The organism is Alphaproteobacteria bacterium (genome assembly GCA_016124955.1).
GTDB lineage: Bacteria > Pseudomonadota > Alphaproteobacteria > UBA9219 > RFNS01 > RI-461.
On sequence record WGMR01000001.1, the window covers coordinates 1 to 21,039 of the forward strand.

Here is a 21,039-nt window from a genome sequence, read left to right on the forward strand (position 1 = left end):
CCTGCCGGACGGCTATTGGTCGGATTACAGTTACGGCTTGCCGATCACGACCGTTCATCCGAACGATAACCGTGCGATCCATTGGGGCGCCGACGATTACGGGGTTGCGGCTGTGTACTACACGAAAAGCAGCCTTGGTTCACGTGGCCGCATGGGCAGCATGCCGAATGTTCCCGGCTATTGGGCGCATTCGCAGGAATCGTTCTACAGCGTGAACGGCGCCGTGGCGCAATGCCAATCGAATGGCCAGTGGAAGATATTCAGCCGTTGCTACGGCGCTACGGCAAGAATCGGCCGCGGCAGCAGACAGATTACCCAGTGCGATTAGTGCATAGCGTGCTCGCTTAAGCGGGCGCGGGATGTATTTAACCAACCAAAACCGAAAACCTATGCATTTCATGGCGGTTACGTCTGTGATCGTTAATGACCCATGTGTAATTAACCGCCCGTAAATCGATCAGGCATATAATCAGAATCGGCATAAAAGCCCATTTATATTGAATTTATTGGTGCGGAGAGTATTTTGAGCAATCGATGTTGGGCCATAGTCTGTCTCGCCATCGTGGCGCTTGTTTGCGCCGCGCCCGCCTATGCAACCAACAATTGTCCGACACGCGGCTATGAATTGCAGGGCGATGCGCGCTGCGGCGCGGGTGATCCGAGCCCGCCCACCGCCGGTTCGGTTTCGTTCCCCGGCACATCAAGCCGCGTGCTGCAAGCTTACAATGATTGCGTTTATGTTGATAACAGCACCAGCAAAAAATATTTCATCCCGCTTGGCACCCAGCATGAATGGGCTGCGTTCCGCGCCAACAAGCCGGGCGGGTTGGATGTTCCGGCCATCGACATAGCGATCATGGATCATCGCCAGCAAAAGCCCGGCTTGCCCGCGGCATAAACACTGCATGCTGAACCATGCATGATTCAGCAGCACACCTGCCTTCGCCAGCATTGGGAAGCGTACGGCCTTTGAAGGTGCCGTGACCTCGGTGGTGCTGCCGTGAAACATGGCGATAGTGGCGGCAAGCGCGCGCAACTGTTCATCGCCAAGCGGCGCGTCTTTGCCATAACAAAACCCCTGCACCCGGCTTTCGCGCAGGCAAGCGGTATATTCCGTGCCGTATTGGCTGCCGCTGAAATGGACCACACCGGGAAATGCGCTTGCGCTGATCAGGCGCGGCGTTTGCACGCCTTCCATTTCTATTTTCTCGGCGATGCGCAAGGCATTTTGTGTGCGGTCGAAATTGCTTTGCCAGTTTTTGATGTTTTTGTGCAGCTTCAGAACCGTCACGCCGTCATCCAGCAGGAAGCAGTCCGTGAAGACGCCGGACCCGGCATGGCCGACGATGGTTTCGGCCTGTTCCAGAACGCCTTGCGCGCGCAACTGCTGCGTTAGCGCCGCGATGTCATCGGGCGAGAAATAAACATTCCCAGGCGGAAAAGGCTTCAACATCGTCAAAATGGCATTCAAATATGATCAATAAAAACGGGCGAAAATTGCCCGCAACCGACCTTCCTTCATATCATGGAAGGGGGAAAGTAATAATTCCTATATAAAACAGTGTGTTATATGTATTGTCTTAGTTCTGAAGCATCCGCTTCAGCAATTCCACATCGTCGCGGATCGTAACGTCGAAAGCCGAAAGCTCTTCGATCTTGCGAACGGCGTGGATCACGGTGGTGTGGTCGCGGCCGCCGAACTTGCGGCCGATTTCCGGCAGGCTGCGCGGGGTGAGCTGCTTGGCGAGATACATTGCAACCTGGCGCGGGCGCGCCACCGCGCGGGCGCGGCGGGCGGAATGCATATCGGCAAGGCGGATGTTGTAATGTTCGGCCACGCGCTTCTGGATTTCGTCGATCGTCACGCGGCGATCGGTCGCGCGCAGCACGTCCGCCAGGATTTCCTGCGTCATGGCGACCGAAATTTCGCGCCCGACCAGCTGGGCGTGCGCGACGATACGGTTCAGCGCGCCTTCAAGTTCGCGCACATTGGCCGTGATTTTCTGGGCAAGGAATTCCAGCACCTGTTCCGGCACCGGTTGCCCGAGGTTGCGCGCCTTGGCTTGCAGGATTGCGAGCCGCAGATCGAGCGTGGTCGGGTGAATATCGGCGACCAGGCCCCAACCGAGACGGGAGCGCAGACGCTCTTCGATCTTGTCGAGATCCTGGGGCGATTTATCGGCCGAAACGATGACTTGCCGGTTCTGATCGACCAGTGCGTTGAAGGTATGGAAAAATTCTTCCTGTGTATGTTCGCGGCCGCTGATGAACTGCACGTCGTCGATCATCAGAACATCGACCGAACGAAACTGGTCCTTGAACGCGACCATGTCCCGCGCCTTGAGCGCGCGCACGAACTGGTACATGAATTTTTCGGCCGACATATAAATGACGCGGCGCTGCGGATAATTGTTGCGGATGTGCCAGGCGATGGCGTGCATCAGATGGGTCTTGCCGAGCCCGACCCCGCCATACAGGAAAAGCGGGTTGAAGGTTGCGGCGGCGGCATCGGCCACGCGCCGCGCGGCGGCAAGGGCCAGCTCGTTCGATTTGCCGGCGACGAAGTTATCAAAGGTGAAGCGGGGATCGAGCGGGGCGGCGAAGTTATCAACCTCGGCCCCGGTGCCGGTAAGAATAGCCGCCGATGCCGGTTTCTGCGCGGTTTCTGCGGCGGTTTCCTGCGGGGCGATGGCGGCGACGGTGAAATCGACCTCGCCCTTGCCGCCGGCCTGCCGCCACAGCGCGCGGATAAAATTGCCGTAGTTCTTTTCAACCCAATCGCACATAAAGCGCGTAGGCAGCGCCAGCGCCAGCCCTTCGGATGTTTGGGTATCCGCCATTTGCAGCGGTTCGAGCCAGCGGGTGAAGGCGGTTTCGCCGAAACGCGCGCGCAACTGTGCACGCAGTTGTTGCCACGTTTCCTTGCGGGCCGTGTCGGACGCTGATGCGCCGGTATCGGAACGAACATCGGAAGCCGAATGTTTCACGTCAGTCTCCGTTGCCCGTTCTGCAAGATTACCCGAACCCATCAACCAATCTCCCCAAGAACTCAAGTGAACCAAAAAAGTAAAAAGCCACAAAAAAACTGCCGCTGGAATTCGACGGCAGCCCGATCAGACGGGTTTTTGCGTACTTACGTGCCAGGCAGGAAGGAATTTATAAGTTCAAAGGCGAAAAAATTTCCGGTCGAAAAGATTGTGGACGAAATCTGATACGTCATGGAAATAACCCCGCCGTGATGTGTGTTGCAGCGCGCTTATAAGAAGCAAAACCAGTCAGCGCACCATAGAACGACTCAGGCGAGGAAAGCAACAGGAACAAGACGAGAAAAACAAGAAAGCAAAAATCGTGCGTCGAAAGATTAGTTGCGCAGCAGCGATTACTTTTTTGCCTTCAGCGAACGCACGCCGGCTGAAAGGCGCGAAGTTTTGCGCGAGGCGGTTTTCTTGTTTACCACGCCCTTCGATGCGCCGCGCGCCAGTTCACGCTCCGCTTTCTTTACGGCTTCCTGCGCCGCCTTCGCGTCGCCGCCGCTGATGGCCTGCTCGGCCCTCTTCACGGCAGAGCGCAGGACAGAAAGTCGTGCGCGGTTGACCGCGTTGCGTTTGACGGATTGACGGGCGCGTTTTTCCGCAGATTTGTGCGTAGCCATGAAACAGGGAACCTTTGCTTTTGTCTGATGTTGCTTGCTCTGCCGTGAAGGCCGAGGGCGCGACTCTTACTGCCTCGCCCCCCATGCGTCAAGCTTGGGGGCTGAGAAAATTTAGGTTAATGACGGCAGCACTTCCTTGAAATGACAGGGCAATCAAGGGGTTGATTTTTTTGACGAGAAAAGCCGATTTTGGTATACTAAATGTTAAGAGAATGGGCATGATAAGCGGAGCGCCATGACCACAGAGCTAAGACATAGAACCGTCAACACCGTTGTCCCAAGGGGCCGTTACGGTGCGCTGGAAGCTTTAACCGAAACGCCGCGCGCAGTAGGAACATCTCCCGATACGTTGCTGCAATGGCGCGAAGGCGGTAGCGTAGCGATAGGACGTGTACAGGCGCTTGTGGCAAGGCGTCGCGATACCGATGCCAGATGGGCTGCGGCAGTGAAATTCGGGCCTCAAGTCCAGTAAACTTAAGCCGCCTTCATTATCTACGCGATTTACATTACCCGATATGCTTGATAACGTGGCGCCGGTTTCATCTATATCCGGGAACATATTGGCGCGCCTATGAAACTTATTTCCGGCAATGCTAATCGCCCGCTTGCTGAAGCGATCGCCGCGCAGCTGGGCATCGGCCTGACGCAGGCAAGCATTCGCCGTTTTTCGGATATGGAAGTTTTTGTCGAAATCCTTGAAAACGTGCGCGGCGAGGATACTTTCGTCATCCAGCCCACATCCTTTCCCGCAAACGACAGTTTGATGGAACTTCTGATTACGATGGATGCGCTGCGGCGTGCCTCGGCCCGGCGCATCACCGCCGTAATCCCCTATTACGGCTATGCGCGGCAGGACCGCAAAACCGGTTCGCGCACACCCATCACCGCCAAGCTGGTCGCCAACCTGATCACCACGGCGGGCGCCGACCGTATGCTCACGCTCGATCTGCATGCGGGGCAGATACAAGGCTTCTTCGATATCCCGGTCGATAATCTTTATGTCGCGCCGGTTTTCACCCGGCATTTGCGCGACGAGCTGACGGTGCAGGGCAAAATGCCGGAAAACCTGACCATGATCTCGCCCGATGTCGGCGGCGTGGTGCGGGCGCGGGCCATGGCCAAGCGGCTGGAGGCCGGGCTTGCCATCATCGACAAGCGCCGCGAAAGGGCGGGCGAGTCCGAGGTTATGAACATCATCGGCGAGGTCGCGGGGCGGCAATGTATCCTGATGGACGATATTGTGGACAGCGCCGGGACCCTCTGTAATGCCGCCCAAGCCCTTATAAATGCTGGCGCAAAATCTGTTGCAGCCTATGTAAGCCATGGGGTATTGTCCGGCGGCGCTGTGGAGCGGGTTGAAGCTTCGCCGCTGACTTCGCTTGTGATTACGGACTCAATCATGCCGATACCGGCAGTGGCGGCGTCCAGCAAGATCAAGACGGTCAGCATAGCGCCACTACTGGCTGAAGCCATCATCCGCATTTCGCAGGAACGATCGGTTTCCAGCCTGTTTTACTGAAACCGGGCCGGCACCCCTGGAGGCGGGCCCATTGATAGGAGAAAGCCATGACGCAAGTACTGGCCATCAAAGCCGTGCAGCGCGCCAAGGGTGGTAAGGGGAACGCCCGACAAACGCGCCGCGACGGTCAAATTCCTGCCGTGATATACGGCGACAAGCAAGCCCCTGTGTTGATCGCGGTTGATCACAACGTGCTGTTGCGCGAAGTGGAAAAGCCGGGTTTCTTCACCCACCTGTACGATGTCGAGCTGGAAGGCAAGCCGCACCGCGTGCTGCCGCGCGACGTGCAATTCGATCCGGTCACAGACTGGCCGGTGCATGCCGATTTCCTGCGCGTATCGGGCAACACCAAGATCCGCGTCCTTGTGCCGGTTGCGTTCCGCAATTCGGAAAAGGCGCCGGGCATCAAGCGCGGCGGCACACTTAACGTCGTGCTGCATGAAATCGAGCTGTGGTGTCAGGCTGACAGCATCCCCGAGAAGATCGAGGTCGATCTGACCGGGCTTGAAATCGGCGACAACCTGCATCTTGCCAATCTGCCTTTACCGGCGGGCACCAAGCTGACCACGCTGCAGAACCTGACGGTCGCCAGTATCGCGGCGCCGACGGCTGTGCGTGACGAAGCGCTGGAAAAGAAGGCAGCAGAAGCAGCCGCAGCGGCCGCACCGGCCGAAGGCGCAACCGCGGAAGGCGCAGCCGTGCCGGCCGAAGGTGCAGCCGCGGCCCCGGCAGCGGACGCCAAGGCAGCAGCCCCGGCGGCAGCCGCCAAGGGCGATGCCGCCAAGAAGCCGGACGCCAAGAAGTAAGGCAACCGGCCTTATACCGAAAACAGAGCGCGGCCGGGGCAACCCGGCCGCGTTTCTTTTTGGCCCATATCCTTCGTATCCCGGGTTTTATTGACCCTGCACCCGGCAAGCCATACAGTTGCTTTCCATGGATATGCTCCCCGATTTTATGTTCGCCCAATGGATGGGAAAGGCCGTATGGCTTTGGCTTGCCTTTCTCGCCATCGTGGTCGGGCTTTTGGCTTTTGATCTTGGTGTCGTGCACCGTAAATCGCGTGCCATCAGCGTACGCGAAAGCATGGTGATGTGCGCCTTCTATGTCGTGCTCAGCATGCTTTTCTCGGTACTGATCTACTGGATATACAAGAACCAGCCGGCGATCGAAAATCTCGATCACCGCATGCTGAACCCCGATGCCGCCGCGCGCGCCGGGCTGGCGGCCCAATTGTATCTGACCGGCTATCTGGTCGAACTTAGCCTGTCGATGGATAATGTGTTCGTTATCTCGCTGATCTTCGGCTATTTCGCGATCCCCGTGCAATACCAGCATCGTGTGCTGTTCTGGGGCATTCTGGGCGTGATCATCCTGCGCGCGGCCATGATTTTACCCGGCGCCGTGCTGGTCAGCCGTTTCGGCTGGGTGCTCTATATATTCGGCGGCTTCCTTGTTTTTACCGGTTTGAAGATGCTGTTCATGGAAGACAAGGAGCATGACATCGGCGAAAATCCGCTTTTGAAATATTTGCGGACGCATTTCCCGGTGACGAACGATTTGCACGGCGAACGTTTCTTCGTGAAGCCTGCCGGCGGGCGGGCGGTTTCGATGACGCCGCTTTTCCTCGCGCTGGTGCTGATCGGCGTGGCCGACGTGATCTTCGCGGTTGATAGCGTGCCCGCGATCTTCGCCATCACCAAAGACCCCTATATCGTTTATACCAGCAACATTTTCGCCATACTCGGGCTCTGGTCGCTTTACTTCACGCTCGCGGCGATGGTGGATCGCTTCGCCTACCTGAAATATGCGCTGGCGCTGGTGCTGATCTTTATCGGCGGCAAGATTTTCTATACCGAAATGACGCATAAAAGCTTTCCGGCCTGGATCAGCCTTGCGGTGACGGTCGTGCTGCTGGCGGGCGGGATTGCATGGTCGCTTTGGAAAACGCGCCGCCCGCCCGGCCCGGCGGCCTAGGGATGAGCGCCGCACAGCTGATCGTCGGCCTCGGCAACCCCGGCGCGGAATATGCGAAGAACCGCCATAATATCGGCTTTATGGCGGTCGATGCGTTGCATGCCGCGCATGGCTTTTCCGCATGGAAGCGCAAATTCCGCGGCGAGGCGGCCGAAGGCGCAATCGGCGGCGTGCGCGCGCTTTTGCTCAAACCGCTGACCTATATGAACCTTTCCGGAAACGCGGTGCAGCAAGCGATGGAATTTTACCGGCTTGCGCCGGGCGATGTTTTCGTACTGCATGATGAAATCGAGCTGGCGCCCGGCAAGGTGCGGATCAAGCAGGGCGGCGGTGCGGCCGGGCATAACGGGCTGAAATCGATCCAGAGCCATATCGGCCCCGGTTTCTGGCGCGTGCGGCTCGGTGTCGGTCGCCCGTCCACACCGCAAGACGTGCATGATTATGTTTTATCGAACTTCGCCAGGGCGGAATTGACCTGGGTCGGTCTTTTGTGCGACACGCTTGCGCAGGAAGCGCCGCTTTTGACCGGCGGCAAGCACAGCGCATTGATGAACAAGCTCGCGCTGGCGCTTTTCCCGCCGGAAAAGAAAGGCAAGAAGGAAGAGGAAAATGAAAAATAATGCCAACAATATTAATGGCGCGTTGAGCGCCCGCGCGCCGGCGCGCGCGAGCCAAGCGGGCGTCACGCCCGCGCCCGGCGTTTGAGGGGGTAATATATGGGGTTTAATTGCGGTATTGTCGGCCTGCCGAACGTGGGCAAATCCACGCTGTTCAACGCGCTTACGGCTACGGCGGCGGCGCAGGCCGCGAACTACCCGTTCTGCACGATCGAGCCGAATGTCGGCCGCGTTGCGGTGCCCGATCCGCGGCTCGATAAGCTCGCCGCTATCGCCAAATCGGCCAAGACTATCGCGACCCAGCTTGAATTTGTCGATATCGCCGGGCTCGTGCGCGGCGCTTCGAAAGGCGAAGGGCTTGGCAACCAGTTTCTCGCGAACATCCGCGAGGTTGATGCCATCGTTCATGTGCTGCGCTGTTTCGAAGGCGGCGACGTGACGCATGTCGAAGGCTCGGTCGATCCGGTGCGCGATGCCGAAACGGTGGAAACCGAACTGATGCTCGTCGATCTCGAAAGTCTTGAAAAGCGCATCGCCGCCGCCCAGAAAAAGGCCAAGACGGGGGACGCAGAATCCAAGCAGCTTCTGGCGGTGATGGAGCCCGCGCATGCGGCGCTGACCAAGGGCCTGCCCGCGCGCACGATTTTTGCCGGGCTTTCGGAAGAAGCCAAGCCGCTGTTCAAGCAGCTTATGCTGCTGACGGGTAAGCCGGTTTTGTATATCGCCAATGTGGATGAAGTTTCGGCTGCGCAAGGCAACGCACTTTCGGCGCGGGTGGCGGCCAAGGCGCAGGCGGAAGGCGCAGGCAGCGTCGTGATCACGGCCGCGATCGAATCCGAAGTGGCGGTGCTTGAAACGGCGGCGGAAAAACAGGAATTTTTGTCCTCGCTCGGGCTCGCGGAACCGGGGCTCAACCGTGTGATCCGTGCGGGCTACGATCTGCTCGGCCTTCTCACATTCTTCACCGTCGGGCCGAAGGAAGCGCATGCCTGGACCGTGCGGCGCGGCGCGAGTGCGCCCGAAGCGGCAGGCGCGATCCATACCGATTTCCAGCGCGGCTTCATCCGCGCCGAGACCATTGCGTATGACGATTATGTCGCCAACAACGGCGAACAGGGCGCGGCCGCCGCCGGCAAGATGCGGCAGGAAGGCAAGGAATATACCGTGCAGGACGGCGATATTTTTCACTTCAAGTTTAACGTGTAAACTGAACCCATGGCCGGACATTCACATTCCAAAAACATTATGCACCGCAAGGGCGCGCAGGATGCAAAGAAGGCCAAGGTTTTTAACAAAATCGCGCGCGAAATCACGGTCGCATGCAAGGTGGGGGCGCCCGACCCGGCCGCCAACCCGCGCCTGCGCGCCGCGATAGCGGAAGCCCGCGCCAACAATATGCCGCGCGAGCGCATCGAGCGCGCGATCAAGGCCGCGCTGCCCGGCGCGGACGCCAGCAATTACGAAACCGTGCGCTATGAAGGCTATGGGCCCGGCGGCGTTGCGCTGATTGTCGAGGCGCTGACCGATAACCGCACCCGCACGGTGGCCGATGTGCGCACCGCCTTTTCCAAGCATGGCGGCGCGCTGGGGGAAAGCAATTCGGTCAGTTTTATGTTTACGCAGGTGGGACAGATCATTTACCCCGCGGCAGCAGCAGGGGCCGATGCCATGCTGGAGGCGGTGATCGAGGCAGGCGGGGAGAACGTGGAAAGCGATGCCGAGCTTCATGACGTGACGACCAGCGTCGATGATTTTGGCCCGGCGCGCGCTGTGCTCGAGGAAAAGTTCGGCGAACCTTCCAGTGTGAAACTGATATGGAAGCCGCTGAATCTTGTGGCCATAAGCGGCGATGCCGCCGCCGATTTGCTCAAGCTTCTGGATGTGCTTGAGGATAACGATGACGTGCAGACCGTGTACGGGAATTTCGATATCGCTGCGGAAGATCTGGAAAAGCTGGCGGGCTAGGCGTGCCGGCGCGGGCCGCTAGCCGTTATAATTCAGCATCGAGGTCCAGAACCGTTCCAGCTTGCGCATGCTGTCGCTGACGGTGTTGAGTTCTTCTTGCGATATCTGGGCGTTCGCGAGCTGGCTGACTTGCTGTTCGAACGATGTTTGCATGTTCTTTTGCAGCGCGAGGCCTTTGTCGGAAAGCTTGACGCGGACCGAGCGCCTGTCGTGCGGGGAGCGCTCCTGCACCAGATAGTTGTTTTCCACCATTTTCTTGACGTTATAGGAAACGTTTGAGCCGAGGTAATAGCCGCGCGCCGTGAGTTCGCCCACCGTCATTTCATCGGTGCCGATATTGTAGAGGATCAGGGCCTGAACGTTGTTGATGTCCTGAATATTGTGCCGGTCGAGCTCGACCTTCACCACTTCAAGGAAGTGGCGGTGCAGACGTTCGATCAGCAGGACGGCTTCGAAATAAGCGTGGCGCACGGCAGGCGGCTCCCGTTAGGCTGTGGCGGGCGGGGTCGAATCGTCCCGGCCCCGGCGGGTCATTCCCTCAGCATCTTGATTTTTTTACCGAAAATCAAGTCCTTGGGCCCTAAAGCCATTAAAGCGGGATATTCTTAATAAAGTGTAACACCCCCAATGGACCTTTCCCGGCCTAAAAACGCCCGGGCAATATAAGGTGCGGTTGTCTAATGGGGTGCGTTTTCAGCCGGGAAGGCAATGCCGCTCTGTTTCAGCTGCTCCGCGATCTGGTCCGTTAGGCGGGCAAGTCCGGCTTCGTCGCGCGCCTCGGCCCGCGCCACCAGCACGTCCTGCGTATTCGAAGCGCGCAAAAGCCACCAGCCATCGGCGGTGTTTACGCGCACGCCATCGATATCGTTCATATCCGCTCCGGCCTTGTGCAGACGGTCCCTGATCTCGTCCACCGCGGCGAACTTGCGCGCCTCGTCGATCTGGAAGCGCATTTCCGGCGTATTGACGACCGCAGGCAACGTGTCGCGCAACGCAACCAGCGTCGTTTTTCCCGCGCCGATCAGGTTTACAAGCCGCACGGCGCAATACAGCGCGTCATCGAAGCCATAGAATTTGTCGGCGAAGAAGATATGCCCGCTCATTTCCCCGGCGAGCGGCGATTTCGTTTCCTTCATCTTGGCCTTGATCAGCGAATGGCCGGTCTTCCACATCAGCGGCTTGCCGCCCATGCGTCCGATCTCGTCGAACAGGGTCTGGGATGCCTTGACGTCGGAAATAATGGTCGCGCCCGGATGGGTTCTTAAAATTTCCGAAGCATAGATCGCCAAAAGCTGATCGCCCGCCACGATCCGGCCTTGCCCGTCCACCGCGCCGATGCGGTCGCCGTCGCCATCGAACCCGATACCAAGGTCGCTGCCGGTTTCCGCCACCTTGCGCTGAAGATCGCGCAGGTTTTCGGCCACCGTCGGATCCGGGTGGTGGTTGGGGAAGGTGCCGTCGATATCTTCGAACAAAAGCGTATGCGTGCCCGGCAGCTTCGCCGTCAGCATCCGCAAAATTTCCCCGGCCGCGCCGTTACCGGCATCCCACACGACCTTAAGCGACGCGGAGGACGTGTAATCTTGCAGCAGGCGCGCAACATAGGCTTCCCTGACGTCCGCCGTTTTTGCGCTGCCGGCGCCGGTAACGAAATCGCCCGCCGCCGCCATAGCGCCAAGCTGGCGGATGGTTGCGCCGTAAACCGGGCCGCCCTGCGGCAGATGCGACGAAAGCATCATCTTGAAGCCGTTGTAATCGGGCGGGTTGTGCGAACCCGTGACCATAATCCCGCCGTCCGTCTTCAGATGGTAGGTCGAAAAATACAGCATCGGCGTGGGCCCAAGCCCGACGCGCACGACCTGCATGCCGGTGGATACAAGCCCTTCCACCAGCGCCGCTTCGAGCGCGGGCGAACTGACGCGTCCATCATAGCCGACCGCGCATGTCTTGCCGCCCTGCTTTGCGACCAGCGTGCCGAAAGCACGGCCGAGCGCGCCGGCATCGGCCTCGGACAGGGTTTTGCCGACCGTGCCGCGAATATCGTATTCGCGCAGAACGCTGGGGTGGAACGTGTGTTTGGTCATGGTTACTTCTTTTTCAAAAGATCGCGGATTTCCATCAGCAACGCTTCCTGCGTTGTCGGTGCCGGCGGATCGGACTTCCTTTCCCGTGCCAACTTGCGCTGCAGCTTGTTCACCTGCTTGACCAGCAGGAATACGGAAAAGGACACGATCAGGAACTTGATCACCGCGTTGATGAAGATGCCGTAATTGATGGTGGGCACGCCCGCATCCTGCGCCGCCTTGAGCGAGCCGTAGGTGCTGGCTTCGCCTTTGGTCAGGGCGCCGAGATCAAGGAACATGTTGGAAAAATCGATTCCGTTCATCAGCCAGCCGATGGGCGGCATGATCACATCTTGCACCAGCGAGGTAACGATGGCGGTGAAGGCGGCGCCGAGGATAATGCCGACCGCGAGATCGACAACGTTGCCGCGGGCGATGAAAGCTTTGAATTCGTTGAACATGGTCGGGCTCCCAAAATGAATCGGTCGCCCACTGTAGCTTCCGGGCTATCTACCCGGCAAGCCTGTCAAGCAGGGCTGTGCCGACGGCATCGGCGTCGTTTGCCCCGGCCAGCACGGCTGCGGCTGCGGGCCACAGGCATTGCGCGCGGGTCGTCGCGGCGTAGCCGGCTGCGTTCTGCGGCGCGGCATCCGCGATCCCGGCCAGTTCACGCGCCGCTGCGTTGCTGCCGAAATTCACATCGAACACCCAGGGGCCGAGATTGCGCGCCTCTTGCGGCGTGGGGCGCAGCAACGCGCCCATCAGGATCGCGCGCAGCGCCGGCGCCGCGCTTTCGTCCGTCCCGGCGCGCAGGGCGTCGCGGTTACGGACGACGAACGCGGCGGCGCCTTCCTGTACGCGCCGTATCTGCTCGATCTGCGCGGCGGGCAGCCGCGCGGGTTCGTGGATCACCTTGCCGCTGGTGAGATAGCCGACGGCCGATCCTTCGCCCACGCCGCAACACAGTTCAAGCAGTTCGGGTGTGCGCGCCGCCACCGCCGCGGGCAGGCGCGGTTCGCCGCCATGGCTAAGGAAACCGTGTACCGCCGCGCCTTCCGCTTCGGCAAAGCGTATGCCGGGCGAGGTGAAAAGATAAAAGCCGCTGGTTTCTTGCTGCAATATCTGTTGCAGGCAGCGCTGGATGCTTGCGGCGAAACCGAGATCGAGCAGCGCGATGGGCTCCGTGCCATCTATGCCGGCCTGCGCAAGATGCGCGAGCATACCGCGCCGGACGCTCATGCTGCGGTCCAGCACCGCTTGCCGTTGCGTACCTTGCGACGCCCAGGCGACGAGGGCGTCTATGGTGCCGGGGCCGATCGCGGTTTCCGGCGCAACCGGCGCGTCTGCGGGCGGCGGCGCGCCGGTAAGCTGTTGCCAGGCATCCTGCAGCGCGGGCGGGTAAATACGCCCGCGCAAAAGAAAGTTGCGCAGTGTATCGTCGAAATTGCTGCCATCGATCACCGCCAGCATGGCCGTCAGGCGCGAAAGCCAGACCTCCTGCGCCCGCACTTCCCCCGCCAGACTGTTGACCAGCCTTGCAAGAAAGCGCCCTTCGCGCATGATGCCGTGCAACGGCGCGCCGCCCGATTTGGCAAGCACCCATGCCGCATAGCCGCCCAGCAGCGGCCCGGCGATGCATGCGCCGAAATCGTGAAAAAATTCGCCCGTCAAACCATCGAAGCGCTTTTCAAGCCAGCCGGGCGCCGCCGTGCCTTGCATGCCCGCGGCGGCGGCAAGTTTTTCTTCGCGCGCGCTGATCGCGCCGATCAAGGGTGAAGGATCGTGCATGCGGCATCATGCCATGCTGTGCCGGGCAATGAAAACCCCTGTTCGCAATAAGGCTGCCGCGCCGGTCAGCTGAACTTGCCGTCGAACCTGTCGGTCACGCCTTCGATATCGAGTTGGCGCGCGCCACCGCCGAGCATCGCTTGCACCACGAGCGCTATCGCCCAGAAGGCCGGGAATTCCCACCCGCCGCCGGGGTTGCTGAACAGCCAGCCGTTGGGCACGTGCTGCGTGGCCGCGCCCAGCATGATCGGGATCAGCAGCACGGCTGCGGCTCGTGTATAGATGCCAAGCACCAGCGCGATGCCGCCCGCAATCTCGCCGAAGATCACGAGGTAGGCGACGATTTCGGGAAAGCCGAGCGCGAGAAAATATTTGACCGTGCCCGGAACCGTGAAGGTCAGAACCTTGAGATAGAAGCCGTGCGCCAGGAACATGACGCCAAGCGCAAGCCGCAGCAGAAACGTTCCCTTCGCCGCCGTGGATGTATCTGCCATCTGATCCCCCCGTTATCGATTCGCGGATCTGCTGCCCGCATGCGTCATTGTGCCGCGAAGTTGTGAAACGGCAATCATCTTGTTCTGTGGATAACTTTTCCCGCCGGAGCCCCCCGAAGAACAGTAATATTATTATATATCAATGTATTATAAAATATGTTGCTGCTTTGTTCTTTTTGATATAAATAAGAACAAAACCGGAACGATAATTCCATCCAAGCAAAGGACCAGCGTCATGACACAGCAAGCTCAAGCCGCCGCCCCCGTCTTCGCAGACGAAACCGCCTCCGGCCTTGATTGGCTGGTGCTTGATCTCAATTCCTTTTTCGCGTCCTGCGAACAACAGGAACGGCCCGAGCTGCGCGGCAAGCCCGTCGCCGTTGTGCCCATGCTGGCCGATACTACCTGCGCCATCGCAGCCAGCTATGAAGCGAAACGTTGCGGTGTCAAAACCGGCACGCTGGTGGCCGATGCGCGCCGCATGTGCCCCGGCATCGTTTTTATCCCCGCCCGGCACCGTCTGTATGTGGAATATCACCACCGCATTCTTGCCGCGATCGAACAATGCGTGCCGATCGAGACGGTAATGTCGATCGACGAGGTCGCCTGCCGGCTTGCGGGCGATCAGCGCCGCCCGGAAAACGCCGCCCGCCTCGCGGCGCAGATCAAGGACACAATCGCGCGGCAAGCCGGTGCATGCCTGACATCTTCCATCGGCATCGCGCCCAACCGTTTTCTCGCCAAGCTGGCTTCCAACATGCAAAAGCCTGACGGGTTGACCATGCTGCGCCATGAAGATTTGCCGCATAAAATCCTGCATCTGCCTGTGCGTGCGTTGCCTGGCATCGGGGCGGGCATGGAAGAAAGGCTGCGCCGCGCGGGCATAACAAATATGCCCGCGCTGTGGGCCGCGGACCGTTTCCGGCTGCGCATGATCTGGGGCGGGGTCGCGGGTGCGCGGTTTCACGGGCTTTTGCACGGCGCCGACATGGCTTCGGCTGCAACCTCGCGCCGCAGTCTCGGGCATCAGCATGTCCTTGCGCCGCGCGAACGCAGCATGGCCGGCGCCACCGCGGTGTTGCGCCAGTTGCTTGGCAAGGCGGCGATGCGCATGCGCGGCGGCAAGATGATGAGCCGGCGGCTCGTGCTTGATGTCAGGTGCGCGGATGACGGGCGCGGCGGGCCGCGCACGTGGCAGGCCGAACGCAGCTTCCATGAAACCGACAGCACCGTGTTTCTTTTGCGGCAATTGATGGATATGTGGTGCCAGGCGCCGCTGCAGCGACCGCTCAGGGTCGGGGTGACGTTGTGCGGGCTGGTGGAAACCGCGCGCCATCAGTTCGATCTGTTCGAACGCCCGGCGGAAAGCAACCTTTCCCGTGCGATCGATTTGATCAACGAAAAATTCGGGCGCGATGCCGTGACGGTCGGGGCGCAGGCGCAGGCGATCTTCAGCAAGGTTGCGTTCCAGCGCGTGCCAGAACTGGCTGAACTGTAGGCCGTGCGGGCTACAGGCTTGCGCCTGTGGGCCTTCAAAGGATAGACTCGGTTGCGCACTTCACACGTCCGCAACGGGATAATCCGCATGCCTCAGGTCTTTTTATCCACGCGCCGCGCCGTACGCGGCTTTACCATGATCGAAGCCGCTATCGTTCTCGGTATCGTCGGGCTGGTTTTCAGCACGGTGTGGGTCGTCGCCTCGAACGTTTTTGAAGCCAACCGTGTCGCCCAGGCCAGCCGCCAGCTCGTGCATATCAGCGAAAAAATGCGGGCGCTCGTAGGTCAGCGCGGCATCCCCGTCGGCACCAGCAATCCGGGCCTGACGCTGGCGCTGTGCGATCTGGGTGTGTTCATGCCCGACATGGTCGAAAGCTGCAATCCCGGCACCGGCGCGCTCAACATCCCGCATGTATGGGGCGGGCAGGTGACGATCGAATCCGCTTCGCGCAGCAGCCATTATTACATCCGCTACGACAACGTGCCGAAAAGCAGCTGCGTTAGGTTTGCCACCGGCAACAGCGTAAGCCCGCAGGAAATCGGCATGATTTCCTTCAGCACCTCAAGCGGGACGGAAACCAACGCGCAGCTAACGCCGACGCGCGCCGCCGAACTGTGCGTCGATAACGGCTATATGCGCTTCGAGATGCAGCTCGGTTATGACGCCAGCTGACGCCCGGGGCCGCCGATGAGCGAGATCTACAGGATAGAAGGCATGCATTGCGCGGCGTGCGAAGAAAAGGTGCGGCGCATCCTCGCGCCCTTTACCGCGCGGGTCGATGTATCGCTGACCGAAGGGCGCGCGACGCTTGCGGGCGTGACGGACGATCTTGAAACGCTGAACGCCGCCCTTGCCACCGTCGGGCCTTATCGTCTTTTGCCGGGCGATGCTGCCGTGCAAACGCCCGCGCCCTCCGTGCTGCCGGAAACGCCGGCGCAAAGCCCGGGTTCAACCTATTACCCGCTGTTCTTGATTGTCGGCTATCTGGCGTTGGCGGCGTTCGCGGGCGGCCCGGATGCCTGGATGCGGCATTTCATGGCCGGCTTCTTTCTCGTGTTTTCGTTTTTCAAATTGCTCGATCTGCGCGGCTTTGCGGACGCCTATGCGGGCTATGATCTGCTTGCAGCGCGGGTGCGCGGCTATGGGTTTGTTTATCCGTTTCTCGAACTGGCGTTGGGGATGGCTTACCTGTTCGGCTTCGCGCCGTTCGCGACCTCTGTCGTCACGCTTGTTCTGATGCTGTTCGGCAGCATGGGCGTCGTGAACGCGCTTTTGCAAAAACGCAAGATCCGCTGCGCCTGCCTCGGGACGGTCATCAAGCTGCCGATGTCAACTGTCACGCTGATCGAAGACCTTGGCATGGCCGCCATGGCGGCGGCCATGCTTTGGCCGTACTGACAATTATTCGCCGACGCTTTCTTCCATATCGGTGGTGTGATCGTCTGCGGGCGCCGCTTCTTCGCCGGCGCCGGCTTCCGTCGTGGCTTCTTCGGTCGGGGTCGCCGTTTCCGTTGCCGGTTCGGCCGCGGATTCGGTGGCTTCCATTTCATGTTCCTCGGCTTGCGCGCTGACCGGGGCGGTCAGGGCCGTTGCACCGAACAGAAACATACCCGCGACCATAAGGGCGCCGAGATACTTGATCATGCCAGTCTCCTTTATGTGTTATTGGCGGCATGATCACAGGCCGCTTCCGGGTTTTTGTCAATCGGAATCAAAAGGCGCACAAGGCGGCACGCAAATTATTTTTCCATCTGGTCAACGACATAGCCCGCGCCCGCGCCAACCGCGCCGCCGATTGCTGCGCCGCACCCGACACAACCCCCGGTCATGACCGTGGCCGCCGCGCCGGTGGCGGCGCCGATCGCGCTGCCGGAAAGCACGCGCTGTTCGGTTTTGTTCAGGTTTGAGCAACCGGCAAGCAGCAAGGCAGCCGCGAGTACAAACGGGGCTGTGCGCAGGGCAAGAATTGCGGGGCTAATTGCGGGGCTAAGCGTGATTGTACGGGCGGGCATGGCAAACTCCCTGTTCGTGAGCCGTATCAGTCTAGCATCAGGCCGGATTGTGGCAAGAGTGTGGGTGCGTTAAGCGCCTCGGCCCGCGCCGCCTTCCGCCTTCGCCAGCAGTGCCGTATCGGCCTGTGCAATATGCAGCGTGCGTTGCGGGAAGGGGATGGAAATTCCCGCTTTGTCGAACGCGGCCTTGAGCCGCTTGTTAAAGGCGCGGCCGACTTCCCATTGCTTGATCGGCAGCGTCTTGAAGCGCGCCTTGATGATGATGGCGCTGTCGGCAAACTGATCGACACCGAGGATTTCGATATCCTCAAGGATGTTGGGGCCGATGGTTTCGTCAGCGCGCAGCGCCGCGCCGGTTTCGCGGATCACCTGTTCGGCATGATCGAGATCGGTGCCGTAATCGACGCCTATGTCGGTGATGTAAAAACTGTAATCCTTGGTCCAGTTTTCAATCACCTTCACTTCGCTATAGGGTATGGTGTAAACGATCCCCGCAAGGTCGCGCAGCTGGATCTTGCGCAGCGTCAACCGCTCAACCAGCCCGGTGCAGCCGCCGACCTTGGCGACATCGCCAACCTGGATCAGGTCTTCGAGGATGATGGTGAACCCTGCGATGATATCGCGGATCGATTGCTGGGCACCGAGACCGAGCGCGAGGCCGGCGATACCGGCGCCGGTCAGCAGCGGCATGACATCGACCCCCGCTTCGCGCATCACCATGAACAGGCCTATCAGGAACAGCGCGAGCGTGCAGGCGTTGACCGCGAAGGGAAACAGCGTTTCGGCGCGCTGCGGATGACGTTCGTGGCGGTAATAGATCGCTTTATAGATAAAGTAGTAGGCGAGTTCCCACGCAACGATAAAAAACGCGATCAGCCCGGCATATTTGCCGACCCCGCCGACGAAAGGCAGAATGCTTTCCCATAATGTGGAAAAAAACCTCGGCCACCATATTTTTGCAAAACCTGTAAGCGCGCCGACGCCAACCGCGAAGCCGAGAACATAGCCGAGCAACTTAAAATAGCCGTCAAGCCGTTTCGCCTGCCGCCGCGCCATGCGCTTGGTGTAGAACCTGCTGATAAAATCGACCTTGAGCTTGCGGGCCAGCAGCAAGGTGATGACCGATCCGACAAGGATCAGAACGGAATAGCCAATGGGCCAAGCATAAGGTTCGAATTGTTCCAGGTTCATCAAAAGCTCCTGTACGATTTGTTGTGTGGCCGCGCACGAGGCCGAGCAAGCCGGCGGGGATCATCTTGATGTTTGCGGTGGCGGAGAGGGGGGCCGCAATATTACTGTTTCCCCTCGTTCGCCATTGTTCACCTAACTGTCTGATTTCACTTTATCTTTCGCCACTCTGGCGCAATAATTGATCTCGTCTTGTTCGCCCTGATTTTCGGCGAAACGCATTCGACTTTAGGGGTAATTTAGGGGGTAGGCAATGGCACTCCAACTCAATCGGCTGTCCGCCTTAAAAGTCAAAACGGAAACGCGTGAAGGATGGTACCACGATGGTGGTGGCCTCTACCTTCAGGTCGCGGCCAGCGGCGCAAAGTCATGGATATTCTGTTACATGCTTTATGGCCGTTGCCGCGAAATGGGGTTGGGTTCTCTCAATGCGGTTTCGCTGGCTGATGCGCGCAACAAAGTAGCCAACTGCCGCAAGCTGCTCGATCAGAAGATTGATCCGATTGATACTCGCAAGGCTGAGCGCACGGCCGCACGGCTGGCCTCAACCGCCGGCATGACGTTCCGGGAATGCGCGGAAAGCTGTATCAAGGCCCGCGAAGGCGGCTGGCGTGACGCGAAGCAGGCCCAGCAGTGGAGAAATACCCTTGACGCCTATGTTTACCCTAAAATCGGCAAATTGCCCGTTCAGAGCATTGATGTGGGTTTGGTGCTGAAGGTGCTGGAGCCGATATGGGCGGAGAAGCCGGAAACGGCGAACCGCATCCGTGGGCGCATAGAAAATATCCTCGATTGGGCCTCGGCGCGGGAATACCGCACAGGCGAGAACCCTGCCCGCTGGCGCGGACGGTTGGAAAACCTGCTGCCGCCGCATAGAAAGCTGAAGAAGGTTGTTCACCATGCCGCGCTGCCTTTCACTAAGGTTGGCGACTTTATGGCGAGGCTCGATGGCCAGAGCGGCATGGATGCCCGCGCCCTGGAGTTCACTATCCTGACCGCTACGCGCACAAATGAATGCCTCGGCGCCAAATGGGAGGAAATTGACCTCGTGAACAAGGTCTGGGCGGTTCCCGCTAACCGCATGAAAGCAAGCAAGGAACATCGTGTTCCGCTATCCGACCGGGCAATCGAAGTGTTGCGGAAGGCAGAGGTGCTGGCTAGCAAGCGGAAAGACCCTAGTTTGCCGCTAGACCAACAAAGAACGGGATGGGTATTTGCGGGCCAGAAGAAGGACAGGCCCCTTTCCAATATGGCAATGCTGGTACTACTGCGGCGCATGAAGGCAACCGACATCACTGTCCACGGCTTCCGCAGCACCTTCCGCGACTGGACGGCCGAACGCACGGCTTATTCGCGCGAAGTTGCCGAAGCTGCGCTGGCACATACGGTTGGGAACAAGGTTGAGGCTGCCTACCGCCGAGGCGATCTGTTCGGAAAGCGCCGTCACCTCATGGACGAGTGGGCGGAATATTGCGGCAAGTCCTCGGTGGACGAAGCCGCTAAGATCGTTAGCATCGCCGAAGCCCGGCAGGAGAAGATCGCCGTCGGCGCAAGGTAACGGCAGGTCAATTAAAATAGGCTAAGTATGAGGTTTTATTGAGCCTTGCTTCTTTGACAGTATGATTACTTATAAAGCTTTGGTTTCCAAGAAGACTGTATCTTTTCTTCCTCTTCGTCTTTTTCATCATCAAGAGTAAGGAGAGTGATCTTGAAGCCATTCTTCTGCGCAAGCACCTGCTCGTACACCTTTTCATAACGCTCGCTCGATAACCACGTATCGGCATCCTGTTCAATCCACTCAGAGGATGAGTCTGTATTAGTTTGATTGCGAGCCGTCATTGAGTCAGCCGGAGCTGGGTCACCATTCCAAACTTTTAGGCTGGGGAAGTTCTTATGTTTATACGGATGCATTATTTTACCATCTCTTGAAAAGACCAACGCACAAGGTTCGTCCTGAAAATCTATGTAGCGACGACCCATAGCTTCTTTGCTTACCTCATATTTCTCGGCAAGAGAAACAATGTGGTCAACCTCTAGCCCCGTAAGGCGGCGTAAATCTTGCCGCATATAATTTGACGGCATCAAGATTTCCGCAGCAAACTGGTTCGCCTCAGATTCCATTTTCTGGTATCTGTCATTCTTATTATCGGCGCGAGTGATCATGCCCTGCGCTTGGCATACGAAGCGCCCTTGTTCAGCAGCATGCCATGGATTGGTGAAGTGGCCGGTTTCATGGCCCACCGTAAATTTCTGACGATATGGGTTGCTC

22 protein-coding genes are annotated in these 21,039 nt (G+C 59.2%); 10 read left to right on the plus strand and 12 right to left on the minus strand.

Annotated elements, in window-relative coordinates:
• Positions 1 to 700: 700 nt before the first annotated feature.
• The 3 genes from GC131_00005 to GC131_00015 form a co-directional block, all read right to left on the minus strand.
• Positions 701 to 1,453 (minus strand): hypothetical protein, encoded by a 753-nt coding sequence (locus GC131_00005; GenBank protein MBI1272458.1) that lies wholly within the window; start codon positions 1,451 to 1,453, stop codon positions 701 to 703.
• 127 nt (positions 1,454 to 1,580) lie between these two features.
• Positions 1,581 to 3,029, minus strand: a complete 1,449-nt coding sequence (dnaA, locus tag GC131_00010; GenBank protein MBI1272459.1) for a chromosomal replication initiator protein DnaA — start codon at positions 3,027 to 3,029, stop codon at positions 1,581 to 1,583.
• A gap of 350 nt (positions 3,030 to 3,379) precedes the next feature.
• Positions 3,380 to 3,652, minus strand: a complete 273-nt coding sequence (locus GC131_00015) for a 30S ribosomal protein S20 (GenBank protein MBI1272460.1) — start codon at positions 3,650 to 3,652, stop codon at positions 3,380 to 3,382.
• Between the two features lie 571 nt (positions 3,653 to 4,223).
• Here GC131_00015 and prs point away from each other — a divergent pair.
• The 6 genes from prs (at position 4,224) to GC131_00045 (ending at position 9,727) form a co-directional block, all read left to right on the plus strand.
• Positions 4,224 to 5,171 carry a ribose-phosphate diphosphokinase gene (gene prs, locus GC131_00020; protein MBI1272461.1) on the plus strand — a complete coding sequence of 316 codons (948 nt, stop codon included), beginning with the start codon at positions 4,224 to 4,226 and terminating at the stop codon, positions 5,169 to 5,171.
• 47 nt (positions 5,172 to 5,218) lie between these two features.
• Positions 5,219 to 5,977 carry a 50S ribosomal protein L25/general stress protein Ctc gene (locus tag GC131_00025; GenBank protein ID MBI1272462.1) on the plus strand — a complete coding sequence of 253 codons (759 nt, stop codon included), beginning with the start codon at positions 5,219 to 5,221 and terminating at the stop codon, positions 5,975 to 5,977.
• A 127-nt stretch (positions 5,978 to 6,104) separates the two neighbouring features.
• On the plus strand, positions 6,105 to 7,145 hold the full coding sequence (locus GC131_00030) for a TerC/Alx family metal homeostasis membrane protein (protein ID MBI1272463.1): 1,041 nt from the start codon (positions 6,105 to 6,107) through the stop codon (positions 7,143 to 7,145).
• 2 nt (positions 7,146 to 7,147) lie between these two features.
• Complete coding sequence (locus GC131_00035; GenBank protein ID MBI1272464.1) at positions 7,148 to 7,765, plus strand: aminoacyl-tRNA hydrolase; 618 nt, start codon at positions 7,148 to 7,150, stop codon at positions 7,763 to 7,765.
• A 96-nt stretch (positions 7,766 to 7,861) separates the two neighbouring features.
• Positions 7,862 to 8,968, plus strand: a complete 1,107-nt coding sequence (gene ychF / locus GC131_00040) for a redox-regulated ATPase YchF (protein MBI1272465.1) — start codon at positions 7,862 to 7,864, stop codon at positions 8,966 to 8,968.
• A gap of 9 nt (positions 8,969 to 8,977) precedes the next feature.
• Entirely contained in the window at positions 8,978 to 9,727 is a 750-nt protein-coding gene (locus tag GC131_00045) for a YebC/PmpR family DNA-binding transcriptional regulator (GenBank protein ID MBI1272466.1), read from the plus strand.
• Between the two features lie 18 nt (positions 9,728 to 9,745).
• On the opposite strand, the gene GC131_00050 is transcribed toward GC131_00045, so the two are convergent.
• The 5 genes from GC131_00050 to GC131_00070 form a co-directional block, all read right to left on the minus strand.
• On the minus strand, positions 9,746 to 10,198 hold the full coding sequence (locus GC131_00050; GenBank protein MBI1272467.1) for a winged helix DNA-binding protein: 453 nt from the start codon (positions 10,196 to 10,198) through the stop codon (positions 9,746 to 9,748).
• Positions 10,199 to 10,404: 206 nt separating this feature from the next.
• On the minus strand, positions 10,405 to 11,811 hold the full coding sequence (locus GC131_00055; protein MBI1272468.1) for a phosphomannomutase: 1,407 nt from the start codon (positions 11,809 to 11,811) through the stop codon (positions 10,405 to 10,407).
• Positions 11,812 to 11,813: 2 nt separating this feature from the next.
• Positions 11,814 to 12,251, minus strand: coding sequence for a large conductance mechanosensitive channel protein MscL (gene mscL, locus GC131_00060; protein MBI1272469.1), 438 nt, complete (start codon positions 12,249 to 12,251; stop codon positions 11,814 to 11,816).
• Between the two features lie 49 nt (positions 12,252 to 12,300).
• On the minus strand, positions 12,301 to 13,578 hold the full coding sequence (locus tag GC131_00065) for a hypothetical protein (GenBank protein ID MBI1272470.1): 1,278 nt from the start codon (positions 13,576 to 13,578) through the stop codon (positions 12,301 to 12,303).
• A 65-nt stretch (positions 13,579 to 13,643) separates the two neighbouring features.
• Positions 13,644 to 14,072 (minus strand): DoxX family membrane protein, encoded by a 429-nt coding sequence (locus GC131_00070; GenBank protein MBI1272471.1) that lies wholly within the window; start codon positions 14,070 to 14,072, stop codon positions 13,644 to 13,646.
• A 142-nt stretch (positions 14,073 to 14,214) separates the two neighbouring features.
• Here GC131_00070 and GC131_00075 point away from each other — a divergent pair, with 142 nt between their 5' ends.
• From GC131_00075 to GC131_00085, 3 genes are all read left to right on the plus strand, one after another.
• Entirely contained in the window at positions 14,215 to 15,570 is a 1,356-nt protein-coding gene (locus tag GC131_00075) for a DNA polymerase (protein MBI1272472.1), read from the plus strand.
• An 87-nt stretch (positions 15,571 to 15,657) separates the two neighbouring features.
• Positions 15,658 to 16,242, plus strand: coding sequence for a hypothetical protein (locus GC131_00080; GenBank protein MBI1272473.1), 585 nt, complete (start codon positions 15,658 to 15,660; stop codon positions 16,240 to 16,242).
• Between the two features lie 15 nt (positions 16,243 to 16,257).
• Positions 16,258 to 16,968 carry a hypothetical protein gene (locus tag GC131_00085; protein ID MBI1272474.1) on the plus strand — a complete coding sequence of 237 codons (711 nt, stop codon included), beginning with the start codon at positions 16,258 to 16,260 and terminating at the stop codon, positions 16,966 to 16,968.
• 3 nt (positions 16,969 to 16,971) lie between these two features.
• On the opposite strand, the gene GC131_00090 is transcribed toward GC131_00085, so the two are convergent.
• The 3 genes from GC131_00090 to GC131_00100 form a co-directional block, all read right to left on the minus strand.
• Positions 16,972 to 17,214: a hypothetical protein gene (locus GC131_00090; protein ID MBI1272475.1), complete on the minus strand. Its 243-nt coding sequence runs from the start codon at positions 17,212 to 17,214 to the stop codon at positions 16,972 to 16,974.
• 95 nt (positions 17,215 to 17,309) lie between these two features.
• A complete protein-coding gene (locus tag GC131_00095) occupies positions 17,310 to 17,528 on the minus strand; it encodes a hypothetical protein (GenBank protein ID MBI1272476.1) in 219 nt (72 codons plus the stop codon).
• A 123-nt stretch (positions 17,529 to 17,651) separates the two neighbouring features.
• The gene (locus GC131_00100; GenBank protein ID MBI1272477.1) at positions 17,652 to 18,773 is read right to left on the minus strand and encodes a mechanosensitive ion channel; all 1,122 of its coding nucleotides are present in this window, start codon (positions 18,771 to 18,773) and stop codon (positions 17,652 to 17,654) included.
• 250 nt (positions 18,774 to 19,023) lie between these two features.
• Here GC131_00100 and GC131_00105 point away from each other — a divergent pair, with 250 nt between their 5' ends.
• Positions 19,024 to 20,328 carry a tyrosine-type recombinase/integrase gene (locus tag GC131_00105; GenBank protein MBI1272478.1) on the plus strand — a complete coding sequence of 435 codons (1,305 nt, stop codon included), beginning with the start codon at positions 19,024 to 19,026 and terminating at the stop codon, positions 20,326 to 20,328.
• Between the two features lie 65 nt (positions 20,329 to 20,393).
• Here GC131_00105 and GC131_00110 read toward each other — a convergent pair.
• Positions 20,394 to 21,039 (minus strand): ImmA/IrrE family metallo-endopeptidase (locus GC131_00110; GenBank protein ID MBI1272479.1); only part of this gene is annotated, 646 nt, incomplete at its 5' end.